The organism is Curtobacterium sp. 314Chir4.1 (genome assembly GCF_900215175.1).
Lineage (GTDB): Bacteria > Actinomycetota > Actinomycetes > Actinomycetales > Microbacteriaceae > Curtobacterium > Curtobacterium pusillum_A.
This window is the reverse complement of the sequence record NZ_OCMI01000003.1, coordinates 66,222-81,081: the sequence shown is the minus strand read 5'-3', so window position 1 is coordinate 81,081 and position 14,860 is coordinate 66,222. Positions and strand designations below refer to the sequence as shown.

Genomic DNA, 14,860 nt, shown 5'->3' with positions numbered 1-14,860 from the left:
CGGCACCATGGACTCGTGTCAATCCCCGCCCTCGCCGACCGCCTGTGGTGCCGCCTGCGGCTCGACCGGTTGGCCGGTGGCCGCCAGGCCGGGTACGTCATCCGCGAGGACATGCTCGAGCACCCGGACACCGTGCGCTCGTTCCGGTGGATCCGCTGGTTGCTCGTCGCCGAGACCGTCGTCGGGCTCACCGCGATCGTCGTCGCCGTGCTGCTGACGCACGCCGGACAGACGGTGTCGTGGGCGGTGTGGTTCCGGGCGACGGTCGTGCTGCTCATCACCCTGACGTTGTACGTGTTCGCGTGGCGGGCGCAGCTCGGGTACTACTGGGCGTACCAGCGGTTGCGGTTGTTCAGCCGGATCTTCCCGGTCGTGACGCTCGTGATCGCCGCGATCCCCGGGCTCTACCCGTTCTGGATGGTGATCGAGCAGATCGTGTTCTCGCTGCTCATGATCGGCATCGGTGACGTGCTCACCTCGGATCACATGCGGGCGACGTTCCCGAAGCCCGCCCGGCGCTAGGAAGCCGTCGCGCCGGCCGTCGTCGCGGCGAGACTCCCGAGCAGCGTGAGCGCTCGGGCCGAGGGCGATCCCGGTTCCGCGTGGTGCAGGACGAGGAGCTGCCCGTCGGTGCCGCCGATCGCGAGCTTCTCGCGCCGGAGCTCGAGTTCGCCGACCTCGGGGTGCCACATCCGCACGGTGCCGCCGGCGAGCGGACGGACGTCGTGGCGCGCCCAGAGCCGACGGAAGTCCTCGCTGCCCAGTGACAGCTCGCCGACGAGCGTCGTGATCGCCGGGTCGTCGACGTCGGTGCCGATCGAGGACCGGAACGAGGCGACCATGCCGCCCATCTGGTCCTCCCACTCCGGGTAGCGATCCTGTTCCGACCGGTCGAGGAACATCGTGCGCAGCCGGTTCTCGCCGGCGCGCATCCCCGGGGCGAGCGCTGTCGCGAGTGCGTTGGCCGCGAGGACGTCGAACGCCCGGTTCTCCACGAACGCCGGCAGCCCGACGACGTCGAGGAGCTGCCGGGTGCCGCTCGGGACGGGCTCGGCGTACGTCCGCGCGCTCGGTCGGCGCCGGACGGCGGACGTGTCGGCGAGGCCCCGCAGGTAGGCCGCCGCCGTCGTGTCGAGGCCGAGCACCCGCGCGATCGCGTCGAGGACCTGCGCCGACGGGTTGCGGTCTCGCCCTTGTTCGAGGCGGAGGTAGTAGTCGGCGCTGATGCCGGCGAGCGTCGCGACCTCCTCGCGACGAAGCCCCGGCGTCCGGCGGACCCCGGTCACGCGCAGTCCGGCGTCCTCCGGGCGCACGAGCTCGCGTCGTGCGCGGAGGTACTCGCCGAGGGTGTTGTCGCTCACGCCTCGATGCTACGGACCCGCCGCCGTCCGATCCTGGTCCCCGTGGTCCCAGGGACGACGGGGACCTGCCCGTTGCCCGGTGACCGGTGCATCGTGGTGGACATGACCGACACGACACTCCCCGGCGGCACCTACCGCCTCGCCGACGACCTCGAACTCACCCGCGTCGGGTACGGCGCCATGCAGCTCGCCGGCCCGGGTGTCTTCGGACCGCCCACCGACCGAGCCGAGGCGATCCGCGTCCTCCGCACCGTGGTCGAACTCGGCATCACGCACATCGACACGGCGGACTTCTACGGCCCGCACGTCACGAACCAGGTCATCCACGAGGCACTGCATCCGTACGCCGACGGACTCCACATCGTCACGAAGGTCGGCGCGCGTCGCGATGCCGAGGGTGGGTGGCCGCACGCCCGAGAACCCCACGAGCTCGTCGCGCAGGTGCACGACAACCTCCGCAACCTCGGGCTCGAGCAGCTCGACGTCGTGAACCTCCGCGTGGGCGGCTTCGACGCGCCCGAGCCGGGCAGCCTCGCACCGCAGTTCGAGGCGCTCGCCCAACTGCAGCAGCAGGGGCTCATCAAGCACCTGGGGCTGTCGACCGTGAACGCCGAGCAGCTCGCCGAGGCCCAGTCGATCGCCCCGGTCGTGTGCGTGCAGAACATGTACAACGTGGCCCGTCGCGAGGACGAGGCGCTCGTCGACCTGACGGCGGCGCAGGGTATCGCCTACGTGCCGTACTTCCCGCTCGGGGGCTTCTCGCCGCTGCAGTCCGGTGCACTCGACGCCGTCGCCGAGCGACTCGGGGTGTCACGGCTGACCGTGGCGCTGTCGTGGCTCCTGCAGCGGTCACCGAACATGCTGCTCATCCCGGGGACCTCGTCGGTGGCGCACCTCCGCGACAACGTCGCGTCGGCCGGCTTCGCGTTGCCGGCGGATGCGGTGGCCGAACTGGACGCGATCGGCGCTGCCTGACGCGGGAGCACCACCTGTTCGACACCGCACTATTCGATCGACGCGTGCGGTGTCGAACAGACCGTGCGACGCAGGTCAGGCGACCGAGTGGCCCCGGGTCAGGCGACCGTGGCGAGCGCGAACGGCAGCACGGCCGAGGCTCCGGCACGTCGGAGCTCCCGGCCCGCCACGGTCATCGACCACCGGCTGTCCACGAGGTCGTCGACGAGCAGCACCGGCCCCTCGTGCGACTGCAGCGCGGCGGCGAGCTCGGGATCGACCACGAAGGTGTCCCACACGCCGGACAACCGGTAGGCGCTGTTCGTCGCGCCGTCGCCTCGGGGCGTTCCGCCGCTCCGGCCGAGCGTCCCGAGGAACTGCAGCCGCCCGATCGACGACAACGCCTGCGCCAACGACCCGACGAGCTCCGGCCGTGACCGGGACGACATCGCCACGACCCCGGTCGGCCGGGTCTCCCACGGCCAGTCCTTGAGCGCACGGACGCAGCCGTCGACGAGCTCGCGGGAGATCGGGGCGTCTGCGGTGGTCGATGCGAAGAGCGCCCGCAGGGGGCCGCCCCACCCGAGGTCGGTCAGGCGGGCGACGGCCCGGCCGGGCTGCGCGAGCTCGTCGGGGCCGATCTTCCCGCGGACGGGGACGCCGAGCGCCGACATGCCCGAGGGCCACTGCGCACGCGGAGCGATCTCGACGCCCACCTTGTCCAGCGCAGCGGCCGCCCCCGACGAGTCGGAGTCGGAGACGGCGGTCGGGAACCACGCGCCCGCGCAGTTGTCGCACCGACCGCAGGGTTCGGCCGACGGGTCGTCGAGGTCCTGCTGCAGGAGCTGCATGCGGCACTGCGAGGTCGTCTCGTAGTCGAGCATCGACGCGGCCTCGGCAGCGCGCGCCGCGGCGACGCGCTCGTAGCGTGGCGCGTCGTACTCCCACGGCTGCCCGGTCGACACCCAGCCACCGGTGACGCGGCGCACGGCACCGTCGACGTCGAGCACCTTGAGCAGGAGCTCGAGGGTGGAGCGCTTGATGTCGACGAGACCCTCGAGCGCGACGGTCGACATGGCCGTGTCGGTGGAGAGGGCGCTGAGCACGGCGGAGGCCCGGGCTTCCGTCGGCATCGAGGCGCTGGCGAAGTACTGCCAGATCTCGCGGTCTTCACGCCCGGGCAGCAGGAGCACGTCGGCGTTGTCGGTGGCACGCCCCGCACGGCCGATCTGCTGGTAGTACGCGACGGGGGAGGACGGTGCGCCGACGTGGACGACGAACCCGAGGTCGGGCTTGTCGAACCCCATCCCGAGCGCACTCGTTGCGACCAGCGCCTTCAGCTCGTTGCCCTTCAGCTGCTGTTCGAGTTGCTCGCGTTCCTCGGTGTCGGTGCGCCCGGTGTACGCGCGGACGGCGTACCCGTTCTCGCGCAGGAGCCGGGCGATGTCCTCGGCCGCTGAGACGGTGAGCGTGTAGATGATGCCGCTGCCGGGCAGGTCGCCGAGGTGCGCCAGCAACCACCCGAGGCGCTGCCGGGCATCGGGGAGCGTGAGGACGCCGAGCCGGAGCGACGCCCGCGCCAGCGAGCCGCGGATCGTGAAGACCGGGTCGGCCGGGCCGGCGGTGAGCTGCTCGGCGACGTCCTCGACCACGCGTTCGTTCGCCGTCGCGGTGGTCGCCAGCACGGGCACGCCGTGCGGGAGGGACCGGATGAGTTCGGCGAGCCGACGGTAGTCCGGTCGGAAGTCGTGGCCCCAGTCGGAGATGCAGTGTGCCTCGTCGACGACGAGCATCCCCATCCGGGCGATCAACGTCGGCATCTGCTCGTCGCGGAACTTCGGGTTGTTGAGTCGTTCGGGGGAGACGAGCAGCACGTCGACCTCGTCGCGGGCGAGTGCCGCCTGGGTCTCGCCCCACTCGTGTGCGTTCGCGGAGTTGATCGACACCGCGCGGACGCCGGCACGCGCAGCAGCGGCGACCTGGTCGCGCATGAGGGCGAGCAGCGGGGACACGAGCACCGTCGGGCCGCCCCCACGCCGGCGCAGCAGCAGCGTCGCGAGGAAGTACACGGCGGACTTGCCCCACCCGGTGCGCTGCACGACGAGGGCGCGCTGCCGGTGTTCGACGAGGGCGGAGATCGCCTCGAGCTGACCGGGGTGGAAGACCGCGTCGGGCCGCCCCGTGAGCGCAGCGAGCGCCTGCTGTGCCTCGGCGGCGATGTCTGCAGAAGGCAGGGCGGTGGTTTCCATGCCCCCATGCTGTCAGCACCGACCGACGAAACGCGGGTCGCGCCTCCAGGCTGTGGAAAACCCCTACTGGTACGTGATCAGCGACGGCGTCGGCGACACGTCCGCCATCGTCTGCTGTGGCGACAGCATCGGCTGGTCTTCGTCGTAGAAGTTCTTCCAGCCCCAGTGCACGCCCTCCGGCGCACCGTCGTGCAGCGCCTTCCACGTCGCCTGCTTGTCGGGCTGCGACCCCTGCCCGTCGACGTGGATGAGCATGTCCAGCTCGGGGTGCGACTCGAGCGCCGAACGGTCCTGGACCATCGACAGCCGGAACTGGTGCAGCACGAACGCCTTCGGCGGCAGCCCCTTCGACCGCACGAGCGACGCCAGCCACGACGAGACCTCGTTCACCTCGGACGCCGTGACGCTGCCGATCTGCTTGAGGGGGACCTGGTCCTTCGTGAGTCGCCACTCCGGGTCGAGCGCGAGCCACACCCCGGGTCTCGCGAGCAGGGACTCGTACCGCTTCGCCTGCGACAGGAAGTCCGAGCGCCCCGGCTGCAGGTCGAGGATGACGGGCATCCCGGCATCGTGCGCGGCATCCACGTACGGTTCGAGGGTCTTCACCGGCAGCTCGGTCGAGTAGTCCCCGTCCGCGCCGGCGTCCCCGGCCGCGACGGTCGCGATGACCTCCATCGCGGGCGTGATCGGCGTGCTGCTCAACCCGCGGTACCCGGCCGCGACGGACTTCGCCCGCGCCACGGTCGCCGCGGGGTCCTGCTCCCCGAGCACGCCGAGTGCCGGTGCTCCGGGTGCGCCGTACAGGGCCACGTACCGGTGCCCGTCGAACGGCCGCTGCCCGCCGTTCGGCAGCTGCCAGCCGTTCTCCGCCGCACGGACGGCCCACTCCGGGTCACCGAGCGCGTCGAACGCGGCACCGGCGAGCACCGTCGGGTGGTCGCGCTCCTCGTGCAGCGCACGGACCACGCCGGACGCCGCCGCCGGGTCGGTCACCCCGTCCGGCATCACCACGACGCGGGCCCCTGCTGCCTTCGCCGTCGCCACGACCGCGGCGTCGGCGCTCGCGTCCGCCACGACGACGGTGGCCTGCCTGGAGGCTCGGCTCGACTCCGGCGCGTCGCCCCGGTCCGGTGCGTCCCGCTCCGGCACGTCGGTGTCGACCGACACGTCGCCCTCGGCCTGGTACCAGTCGGCACCGAGCCGGTGCAGCTCGCGGCCGACGGGAGCGGCGTCCTTCCCGGCGAGCAGGACCGGGACGTGCGCGGCCTCGGCGGCGCTCGCCGCGGCACGGACCGCTGCCGCGTCGTCGGCCGGCGCGACGACCGCGCCGGGCGCGGTCGCGAACAGGGCACGGCTGACCCGGACGGAGCGTTCCGCGGCGTCGGACTGCGCGGCCACCGTCACGGTGTCGGCGGTCGCCTTCGCGAGGGTCGGGCGCGCCGGCGTGTGCTGGTCCGCCGTGCAGCCGGCGGCCCCGAGCAGCAGTCCGGTGGCGGCGAGTGCGAGGAGGACACGGGAGGTGGGACCGGAACGCATCGGGCCACCCTACGAGCCGTCCGGAGAGGTCCCTGGGAATCCGACGGGTGTCGTCTCGTAGAAGGGAGGCATGCCCGAGGACGACCGCCCGCTCATCGGCGCGGTGCAGCCGCCCGACGTGCACTGCATGACGCTGAACGTCCGCCGTCGCGTGCCGCGCCCGGCCGGACACCCCGACGCGTGGGAACGACGGCGGGACGCGGTGGTCGCGCTCGTCACCTCCGAAGCGCCAACCGTCCTCGCCGTCCAGGAGGCACTGCCCGCGCAGTCGGCGGACCTCACGGCCGCCCTCGGGTCGCGTTGGGAACCCGTCCTCGTCGGGCGCGGACCGCGCGGGGGCGGGGAGCAGGTGGGCCTGTTCCTGGACCGGTCGAGACTCGAGGTCGTCGAGCGACGGTCGTGGGCGCTGTCGCGGACGCCGCACCGGCCGGGCTCCCGGAGCTGGGCCACCGCGTTCCCGCGACACGTCGTCGGCGCCGTCGTCCGCGACCGTGCCACGGGCGTGTCCTTCACCGCCCTCGCCACCCATCTCGACGTCGTCTCGCCGTGGGCCAGGCGGCGGTCCGCCGAACTGCTCGGGCGGCTCGTCCGGGAACGCGGCCTGCCCGCCGTCGTGATGGCGGACTGGAACTGCGGGGTGGGCTCCGCCCCCTGGCGAGCCCTGGCGGAGGCGGGCGTCGTCGACAGCTGGGGTCGCGCCTCCAGGCCGGTGACCGAGCCGTACGGGACGTACCCGCACTACGCGACGCCGCGTGTCGGGGACCGGCGCATCGACGGCGTCCTCGTGACGGCGGAGGCGACCGTCGAACGCGTCGCTGTGTCGGACCGGAAGCCGGGTGGGGTGTGGCCGTCCGACCACGCGGCCGTGCACGCGGTCGTGCGGTGGGCGTCGTGATCGGCACGCTCGGGCCGACGTTCCTGCGGCCGCGGTTCCTCGTCGCCGACGTGGTGCGCGGACTGACGCTTGTGAGCCTCGTCGTCGCGACGATCGGGTGGGGCGGGACCGCGTTCCCGGTGATGGCGCTGTGCCTGCTCGGGGTCGTCGTGCCGCGGATGCTCGGGCTGCGGCCGGCGTTCGACGTGCTCGTGTGCGTGCTCGTGCTCGTCGCCGGGTGGTCGAGCGTGCTGGAGTGGTACACCTCGGTGTTCCTGTGGGACAAGCTCGTGCACGTGCTGCTGACCGGGCTGCTCGCGGCGGTCGCGTCCGTGATCGCCGCCGACCTGCGGGTCGTGCGACCCGCGACGGACTCGCCGCTCGGGGTCGTCGTCGTGGTGACGACGGTCGCGGCGTTCGGCATCGGAGCCGTGTGGGAGATCGGGGAGTGGGCGGGGCACACGTACGTGGACTCGGCGATCTTCGTCGGGTACGTCGACACGATCGGGGACCTGGCGGCGGACGGGCTCGGGGGAGTGCTCGCCGGGTTCGGGTTGCCGTGGTTGGCGGCGCGGCGGTCGGTGGTCGGGCCGGGGTGACGTCGTCGTGTCGGTCGGGCTCGTCGTGCTCGGTGCGACGCGCCGTGGCGCGGGAGGGGTCCGGCGTCCGCTATGCTGGTCGGGTTGCTCCGCGCTCCGGTCGGACGCGGGCGACGTGAGCTCCTCGGGGCTCGCGGGCTGTGGCGCAGCTTGGTAGCGCACTTGACTGGGGGTCAAGGGGTCGCAGGTTCAAATCCTGTCAGCCCGACCGAGAAGCCCCGATGGGACCATGGTCCCGTCGGGGCTTTTGTGTCTGCCGAGCCGCAAGTCCCCCGCCCTCGCGGCTTCGGCGTGTTTTCGGAACGTCGCCGAGCCAGCGTGCTGCTTGGCGCTCCGGAGACTGCGTCAGTCTCGGCGGAGCGAACACGGCGCGACGCTGCCGATCCCGCCGTTCGGAGGGGCAGGCGGCGTTACGGTGTCCTGATGGGAGACACCATCGTCCGCGCCGCGCGCACCGGGGATGCTGCCGGCATCGCTGCCGTCCACGTGCAGGCATGGCGCGAGGCGTACGCGCACCTGATGCCAGCGGACTTCCTCGCGTCGCTCGATGTTCAACGGCGGGAGTCCGGGTGGATCACGATCATCGCCGACGAAACCACGGACGTGTTCGTCGCGCTCGACGAGGAGGAGATCATCGGCTGGGCGTCAGCGGGTCCGGGAAGAGACTCCGACGCCGTTCGCCCACGTGAACTCGAAGGTATCTACGTGCTGGCCTCCGCACACGGAACCGGCGTCGGGCAGCGGCTCCTCGAGGCCGCGGTCGGAGACGACGCGGCCTACCTCTGGATGGCTGAGGACAATCCTCGAGCAGAAGCGTTCTACCGGCGGAACGGATTCACGCGCGACAGTGAGGCGAAAGAGGAGTCAATCGGTCCAGTCCGGCTTCCTGTCGTCCGCCTGACCCGCTGATGGGCACGACTGGCGAGAAGTACTCGGCGTGGGCGGAGGTCGAAGCGCGCGGTGTCTCGGACCTGTACTTCGACTGGGCGACCGGTGTCGCGGCCGATGAGGAGATCCTGGAGCTGGTCGACGGGCTCCCCGCAGCGAAACGGCAACCGAACCTCGTCTTCGCTTCGGCCCGGATGGCCGGTGTGCCTCTTGCGCCCTATCGCGAGGCACGGAGCGAGTTCGTTGCCAGGTGGGACTCGATCCGCGGGGTGGCGCTCACCCACGCGACGCAGACGAACGAAGTCCGCCGGTGTGCCGTGCTCGTGCCCGAGCTGGCGAAGATCCCTGGGCCGATCGCCCTGCTCGAAGTCGGTGCGTCAGCGGGACTGTGCCTGTACCCGGACAAGTACGCCTACCGCTTCACCACCGAGAGCGGAGTCGACGAACTGGCACCGGAAAGCCGCAGCGATGTCGTGCTCGAGACCGAGCTACGCGGGCCTTCGGCTCCGACGCGCCTCCCCGAGATCGTATGGCGTGCCGGCATTGACCTCAACCCGCTCGACGTTGCGGATCCGGCGTCACGTGAATGGCTGGAAACACTTGTCTGGCCCGAGCACGACGAGCGCCGCCGGCACCTGCATGCGGCGGCATCCGTCGTCGCGGAAGAACGACCGCTGCTGGTGGCCGGTGACCTGAACGAAGCGTTCGAGGAGGTCGTTGCGCAAGCGCCGGCCGACGCGACGTTGGTCGTGTTCCACAGCGCCGTGCTCGTGTACCTGAGTCCGGAGGCGCGCGAGTCGTTCGTCGGCAAGGTGCGCGCGAGCGGTGCCGTGTGGATCAGTAACGAGGGCAAGTCGGTAGTGCCGGAAGTCGCCACGCAGCTACCGGCGAACGCCGACAACGGCACCGTCCTGGCGGTCAACGGCACACCCGTCGCCATCGTCGGCCCGCACGGTCAGTTCTTCCACGCTCTCGACGTCCCCTGACAGGTCAGCGTGCTCCGGTGATCGATCGTCGAACGGGACCTGATCACGACACCGAGTGAACCTGCTCACACGTCGCTGCGTGCCGGGCGACTTCTCGGTGGACCGGCAATCGGACAGCGGGGCGAGCGCCCGGCTTTCATGATGCATCCCCCATCCGGGAAGCCCGACTCGCGCGTGGACGACGTGTCGTACCGATCCGTCCCGACAGCCGATGGTGAGCGGGCCACCGCACCGGCGACGCACCAGAAGCGAGCGGGCTGCGTACCCTCCAGTCATGCGCACTCCACGCGAGACCTTCGGCCTCGAAGGAACGGGGCGATCGTGGACTCAGGTACTGCTCGACCTGCTGAGTGGGACTCTCGTCTTGACCGGAATCGCTGTGATCGTCGGCAGTGCGTCGTCCGGTGACGCGATCGCGATCTGGGTCGGAGTCGGACTGATCCTGATCGGGGCCGTCTGCTGGGGTGCCAACATCTCGTTGGCCGTTCGAGCAGCCAAACGCGAACCGTGCAACCCGTCCCGGTAGTGGATCGGCCGCGTCCCGTCGCGATCGGCCGTCGTGTTCACTCTGTCCGAGGAAGAGCGGATCCGTTCTGGAAGACTCGGTGGGGTGATCGCGCTCGTCTCGGCCCCGACCAACCTCGGCCTGCGGCCACCAGAGCCCGGTGCGGTCCCCGGCGTGGCGAAAGCACCTGAGGCGCTCCGAGAAGCCGGGCTCTTCCGCTGGTTCACCGAGCGGGGAGCCACCGACGCCGGCGTCGTCCTCCCTGGCCGGTACGTCGACGACGACGCGACCCGCAGCCCGGGTGTCGTGCGGAACCAGGGCGCGATGGTCGATCATGCGCGGCGGCTCGCGGACCGCATCGAAGCGGTCCTGGCCACCGGGGCTGCGCCGTTGGTCATCGGTGGAGACTGCAGCGTGCTCCTCGGGGCTGGCCTGGCGATGAAGCGACGTGGCGGTGTCGGGCTGGTGCACGTGGACGGGCACACCGACTTCCGGCACCCGGGCAACAGCGACGGCTGCGCGAGCGTCGCGGGGGAGGACCTGGCCGCCGCTGTCGGGCTCCACTGGCCAGCCGTGTCCGACATCGACGGCGCCGGCCCGTACTTCGAGCCCGCACGGACTGCACACGTCGGCTGCCGTGACGACGACGCCGAACTCGCGGAGGTCCGCACCGTGGTCGGAGCGGTGGTCCCGACGTCCGAGTGGCGCGGTCGCGGCACCGCTGCCGTCGTCGATGCCCTGCGGACGACAGCGGGTGCTGCCGGCTACTGGTTGCAGGTCGACGTCGACGTGCTCGACCCGTCGGTGATGCCCGCGGTCGACAGTCCGGACCCTGGTGGTTGCACGCCGGAGGAGCTGATCGAGCTGCTCCGTGGCCTCGCACCGCGCGCCGTCGGCGCCTCGGTCACGGTCTACGACCCTGACCTCGACCCCGACGGCACGCATGCACGTCTCGTGACGGCCGCCCTCACTGTCGGCCTCGGTGAGCTCGGGAGCGAGCGACTGCGGCCTCCTGCGGGGTGAGCACGGTCCCCCGCCGCCAGACCTGCCGGATCGCGAGCGTGTCGGAGATGACGGAGGTCGGATCCCCGTCGACGAGGACGAGATCAGCCCGGAGGCCTTCTGCGATCCGACCGCGGTCGGTGAGACCGAACCGCCGCGCGGGGACGGACGTCGCCGCTCGGAGCGCCTCGACGGGGGTGAGCCCCGCGCGGACGAGGAGCTGGAGTTCGTGGTGGACACTGGCGCCGTGTGCCATCCCGCCGAACGTGGGGAGTGGGAAGGACACGTCGGTGCCGACCAGGATGTCCACCCCGGCGTCGTTGAGCGCACGGACCGATGCGAGAACCGCTTCGAGGTCCCCGCTCGGGAACCGGTCGTAGCTGCTCTCGAGTGTCGCGGTCCACTGGTCGTCGAGCCGCGCCCGGACACGTGGGTCCGCGAGGCGACAGCAGTGTCGATGCCGGGCTCGCTGCGCTGGGCGACCGCGTGACGACGACGCGTACGACGACCGCCCGGCAGGCCTGCCACGACATCACTGCTGCGTTCCTCGGCGACGCCCTCGACGAGCCGGCGCACAGTGTCTACCGAGAAGCGCTACTCACCGCAGCCAGCCGTGGAACTGCCCGGTCCTTCCGCACATCGGTGCCGGATGGATGGACGACCGCGGGGACCGTTCTCGTCGACGCATCGACCGCAGGAGCAGTCGCGGTCCTCAGCGGCGTCCACTGGTCGACGGTCATCACGGTCTTCGTCACCGACGCGTCGGAACCACTCGACGTGCTCGCCCGCGCGACCGAGATCGCCCTCACCCCCTGAGAGCCCGTACGAAGCAGGAACCCCCCTGTCCCGCGGACGCCAGGGGCGTCGGCCCCAGCTGCTCCGTTCCCGCTCGAGTTCACCTGGACCGGGCGACGCCGCCTCGACGCGCCGGGCGCACGCTTCCTGCATGGAGCCGATCGTCGGCGGGGAACAGCCAGCGAGGAGACGGGAGCTGCCGCTCCCGTCGCTGGCTCGTGCCGCCGCCTGGCTGCAGTCGGCAGTCGGGCTGGTCGCCGGGTTCGGCACCCTCGTGGTGGTCCCGGGTTCGCCGGTGTCCTTCCGGTTCCTCGGCGTCCTGGTGGCCGTGACGGGTGTCTGGACCGTGGTCGGGGTGACGAGCAGACGCGTGGTGTCCGTCGGGGGCAGCCGGGACCCGCTCGTGCTGTCCGGCGGCGTTGCCGGTGTCGCAGCGGGCCTGTGGCTGGGACTCGCTCCGACCGTGGACGCGCGCGGTCTGCTCGTCGCGACGGGGATCGGGTTCCTCGGGGCGTCCGTGGGATACTTCGCCGTGGCGCAGGTCGACGCCACCTCCCCGGGGCGGCAGTGCTGGTTCGCGCTCGCACTGACCCTGTCGGTGCTCGGGCTCGTGCTCGTGCTCGTGCCGGTGGAGTCGGTCGAGTCGGCGCAGGTCGTGGTCGGGGCCGTGTTCGTGGGCGTGTCGCTCGTCGCAGCGGCGGCCGTGCTCCTCGGTGCGATCGACCTCGGCGACGACTGAGCCACTGCGTCGTCAGAACCGCCCGAGGCCGTCCCCGACGAGCACGGCGCCGATGAGGAGCAGGACGACGACGGTCACTGTCCGGGCGTTGCGCGCGATCCACGCCCGCACGGCCTCGAGGCGGGCGCGACCGCCGTCGGAGCGGCCGAACGCGAGTGCGATCGGCACGGCCACGGTGCTGGCCGAGGCCACGGCGTCGAACGCGAGCAGCGCGAGGTCCTGCGCGAACGCCAGGTGCGCGGACGCGAGGGCCATGCCGACACCGGAAGCGAGCAGGAGCGCCTTCGCGCGGAACGCGAGCGCGACCCCGAGGAGTGCCGTGACCGCCGGGGGTACGGTCCCGAGCACCCGTGTCAGGAGCGCGGCCGCGCGGGGGGTACCCGTCGCCCTCCGACGTGGAACGACGGCGACGGCGACGCACGCGACGCCGAGGACGATCTCCGCCACGCCGATGCCGGGCTCCGCTCCGACGTGCCGGGGCGGCACGAGGGCGGACCGGAACAGTGTCTGTGCGGCGAGGGTCACCCCGAACACGCCGACCACGTAGCCGCACGCGAACAGCACCGCGGGGAGGCGGCCCGGCCGGCCGAGGAGCAGCGTCAGCACGGCGACGACCGGGACCGAGCTCAGGGCGCCGGCGACGGCGAAGGGGAGGACCTGGCCGAGGACGACGAGCATCGACCGACGGTCAGTACTCGGCGTCGTCCTCGTCGACGCGGCGACGCACCGTGCGCTGACCGGTCGCCGGGTCGACCTCGGTGACCAGCGTCGTCTCGGCACGCCTGCGTCGGAAGCGCAGCACGATCCCCAGCACGAGCACGAGGAACCCGGCGACGAGCAGGATGCAGCCGATCAGCTGGATGTCGACGCCGACGATCGTGAAGTCCAGTGCGAACGCCAGGATCGCGCCGACCACCATGAGGAAGACGCCGCCGCCGATGCTCATGCGTCGACCTTCTCGATGTCGCCGATTACCCAGGACCGGTCGAAGTACGGCTGCAGCGGACCGTACAGTCGCAGGTACGAGAACCACTGCTGTCCGGGGATCGTCTGGATCCAGTTCGTCACGCCGGATGCCGGCGGCGTCGGGCCGAACTCGAGCACCACCGACCCGTCCTCCTCGGTGCGGAGGTCGGTGTCCCGGCTTCCCCGGTCACCGCGCTGCTGCTCGTTGTCGACGAGGCACCGCGTGACGGTGTCGTAGACCGTGACCGACCAGAACAGTGCGGCGGGCACCGGGGCCGGCACGGTCAGGGTGTACGCCCGGCCACCCTCGAGCCAGTCGCCGTCGGCGTCGGTGTAGGCGCCGAGGTAGGCCTGACCCTTGCCGGGGGTCGTGCTCTTCATCGCCGACGAGAAGCTCACGGCCTCGTAGAACCACGACGCTCGCTCGAGCAGTTCGTCGTACCACGGCCCGCGCTGCGCCGAGTTCGAGAGCACCACGGCGCTGTCCCAGGCCCGGTCGGGCCAGTACCTGGCGTCCGGGAAACGCTTCGCGAAGGTGTTCGCCTGCGCCATCCGTTCGCCGACCTCCGCCGCACGTCCCAGGATCGCCTGCAGACGGGCGTCGGGGGTGAACGGCCGGCCCGGCTCGATGCCGAGCTGGCGGAGCATCGCGAGGAAGAACCGGTCGCGTTCGTCGACGACCTCGGTCTGGACGACCTCGTGCAGTCGGGCCCAGTACGCCAGACCGGACGGCTGGTCGCCCGACCACGGGCGCCCGTCCGGTGACACCAACCGGGTCTCGGGCGGGTCGTCGTGCTGGCTGAAGGGGTGGACCCGGACCTGCTGCGCGAGCGCGAGCCCTGCGTCGGGGTCCGGGTCGAGCGTCCGGAAGCCGAACATGACGTTCATCCCGGAGGACCGCAGCACGGACCAGTCCGGAGCGTGATCGGGGACGGCCTGGCCCGGGCCCACCACGAGGGTCGTCCCGCCACGACCACCGTCCGGCCCCATCTCCCCGAGCGCACCGACCTCGCGCTGCCAGAAGTCCGACACCCCGCCCGCCGTCGGGCCCGGTGGGAGCTCGATGACCAGTGGGCCGGTCCGGCTGAGGTCGAAGAAGTTGAGGATGTACGGCGTCGTGGCGTTCGCGGTGATGAGGCCGAGCCGGTCCCGGTACGTCACGTAGTGCACGAGGTCGTGGTCGGTCGCGCCGAAGACCCGCTCGTGCTGGTCCCGCCACTGGGCGTAGGACACGATCGGGAGCGCCCACAGGTAGAGCAGGCAACCGAGCTGGTGATCGAGCTCGTCGAAGACCTCGGGGAGCGCGTCGCGTGGTGGGAGTGCCGTCGTCATGCCCGCATGACACCCCCTCCGCGACGGACGGTCGTCACCCCAGGCGGGTGAACCGCGGTCCACCTGCGGATCGC

16 protein-coding genes, 1 tRNA gene and 1 pseudogene are annotated in these 14,860 nt (G+C 71.7%); 11 read left to right on the top strand and 7 right to left on the bottom strand.

Going from position 1 to position 14,860, the window contains the following annotated elements:
* Positions 1-15: 15 nt before the first annotated feature.
* Positions 16-522, top strand: a complete 507-nt coding sequence (locus tag CRP27_RS09395) for a hypothetical protein (protein ID WP_255257518.1) — start codon at positions 16-18, stop codon at positions 520-522.
* Here the strand turns inward: CRP27_RS09395 and CRP27_RS09390 are convergent.
* Positions 519-1,361 (bottom strand): helix-turn-helix domain-containing protein, encoded by an 843-nt coding sequence (locus tag CRP27_RS09390; RefSeq protein ID WP_097180450.1) that lies wholly within the window; start codon positions 1,359-1,361, stop codon positions 519-521. The genes CRP27_RS09395 and CRP27_RS09390 overlap by 4 nt on opposite strands.
* 102 nt (positions 1,362-1,463) lie before the next feature.
* On the opposite strand from CRP27_RS09390, the gene CRP27_RS09385 reads away from it, so the two are divergent.
* Positions 1,464-2,336 carry an oxidoreductase gene (locus tag CRP27_RS09385; RefSeq protein WP_097180449.1) on the top strand — a complete coding sequence of 291 codons (873 nt, stop codon included), beginning with the start codon at positions 1,464-1,466 and terminating at the stop codon, positions 2,334-2,336.
* A gap of 98 nt (positions 2,337-2,434) precedes the next feature.
* Here the strand turns inward: CRP27_RS09385 and CRP27_RS09380 are convergent, their stop codons facing one another.
* Both CRP27_RS09380 and CRP27_RS09375 read right to left on the bottom strand, forming a co-directional pair.
* Positions 2,435-4,564 carry an ATP-dependent DNA helicase RecQ gene (locus CRP27_RS09380; RefSeq protein WP_217990721.1) on the bottom strand — a complete coding sequence of 710 codons (2,130 nt, stop codon included), beginning with the start codon at positions 4,562-4,564 and terminating at the stop codon, positions 2,435-2,437.
* A gap of 63 nt (positions 4,565-4,627) precedes the next feature.
* Positions 4,628-6,100, bottom strand: a complete 1,473-nt coding sequence (locus tag CRP27_RS09375) for a hypothetical protein (RefSeq protein WP_097180448.1) — start codon at positions 6,098-6,100, stop codon at positions 4,628-4,630.
* Between the two features lie 70 nt (positions 6,101-6,170).
* Between CRP27_RS09375 and CRP27_RS09370 the strand changes: the two genes are divergently transcribed.
* From CRP27_RS09370 to CRP27_RS09345, 7 genes are all read left to right on the top strand, one after another.
* Entirely contained in the window at positions 6,171-6,995 is an 825-nt protein-coding gene (locus CRP27_RS09370; protein WP_097180447.1) for an endonuclease/exonuclease/phosphatase family protein, read from the top strand.
* Complete coding sequence (locus tag CRP27_RS09365; protein ID WP_141399732.1) at positions 6,992-7,573, top strand: hypothetical protein; 582 nt, start codon at positions 6,992-6,994, stop codon at positions 7,571-7,573. Before CRP27_RS09370 ends, CRP27_RS09365 begins: the two co-directional genes overlap by 4 nt.
* A gap of 134 nt (positions 7,574-7,707) precedes the next feature.
* Positions 7,708-7,781 (top strand) — tRNA-Pro (locus tag CRP27_RS09360).
* 311 nt (positions 7,782-8,092) lie between these two features.
* Positions 8,093-8,482, top strand: a complete 390-nt coding sequence (locus CRP27_RS18220) for a GNAT family N-acetyltransferase (protein WP_176505540.1) — start codon at positions 8,093-8,095, stop codon at positions 8,480-8,482.
* Positions 8,482-9,447: a DUF2332 domain-containing protein gene (locus CRP27_RS09350; protein WP_097180444.1), complete on the top strand. Its 966-nt coding sequence runs from the start codon at positions 8,482-8,484 to the stop codon at positions 9,445-9,447. The genes CRP27_RS18220 and CRP27_RS09350 overlap by 1 nt, the downstream gene beginning before the upstream one ends.
* 274 nt (positions 9,448-9,721) lie before the next feature.
* Entirely contained in the window at positions 9,722-9,973 is a 252-nt protein-coding gene (locus CRP27_RS17985) for a hypothetical protein (protein WP_141399730.1), read from the top strand.
* Between the two features lie 84 nt (positions 9,974-10,057).
* Positions 10,058-10,975, top strand: a complete 918-nt coding sequence (locus CRP27_RS09345) for an arginase family protein (protein ID WP_097180443.1) — start codon at positions 10,058-10,060, stop codon at positions 10,973-10,975.
* Here the strand turns inward: CRP27_RS09345 and CRP27_RS09340 are convergent.
* Positions 10,920-11,288 (bottom strand): annotated as a pseudogene (locus CRP27_RS09340) (amidohydrolase family protein); the annotation flags it as partial. The gene CRP27_RS09345 and the pseudogene CRP27_RS09340 overlap by 56 nt on opposite strands.
* A gap of 152 nt (positions 11,289-11,440) precedes the next feature.
* Between CRP27_RS09340 and CRP27_RS09335 the strand changes: the two are divergent.
* Positions 11,441-11,770, top strand: a complete 330-nt coding sequence (locus CRP27_RS09335) for a hypothetical protein (protein WP_141399729.1) — start codon at positions 11,441-11,443, stop codon at positions 11,768-11,770.
* 130 nt (positions 11,771-11,900) lie between these two features.
* Positions 11,901-12,488 carry a hypothetical protein gene (locus CRP27_RS09330; protein WP_097180441.1) on the top strand — a complete coding sequence of 196 codons (588 nt, stop codon included), beginning with the start codon at positions 11,901-11,903 and terminating at the stop codon, positions 12,486-12,488.
* Positions 12,489-12,500: 12 nt separating this feature from the next.
* Here the strand turns inward: CRP27_RS09330 and CRP27_RS09325 are convergent, their stop codons facing one another.
* From CRP27_RS09325 to CRP27_RS09315, 3 genes are read right to left on the bottom strand one after another with little or no spacing between them, the layout of a single operon-like run.
* Positions 12,501-13,166: a GAP family protein gene (locus tag CRP27_RS09325; RefSeq protein WP_097180440.1), complete on the bottom strand. Its 666-nt coding sequence runs from the start codon at positions 13,164-13,166 to the stop codon at positions 12,501-12,503.
* Between the two features lie 10 nt (positions 13,167-13,176).
* Entirely contained in the window at positions 13,177-13,434 is a 258-nt protein-coding gene (locus CRP27_RS09320) for a DUF6458 family protein (RefSeq protein WP_097180439.1), read from the bottom strand.
* Positions 13,431-14,786, bottom strand: coding sequence for a DUF1254 domain-containing protein (locus tag CRP27_RS09315; protein WP_097180438.1), 1,356 nt, complete (start codon positions 14,784-14,786; stop codon positions 13,431-13,433). The genes CRP27_RS09320 and CRP27_RS09315 overlap by 4 nt, the downstream gene beginning before the upstream one ends.
* Between the last annotated feature and the right edge of the window lie 74 nt (positions 14,787-14,860).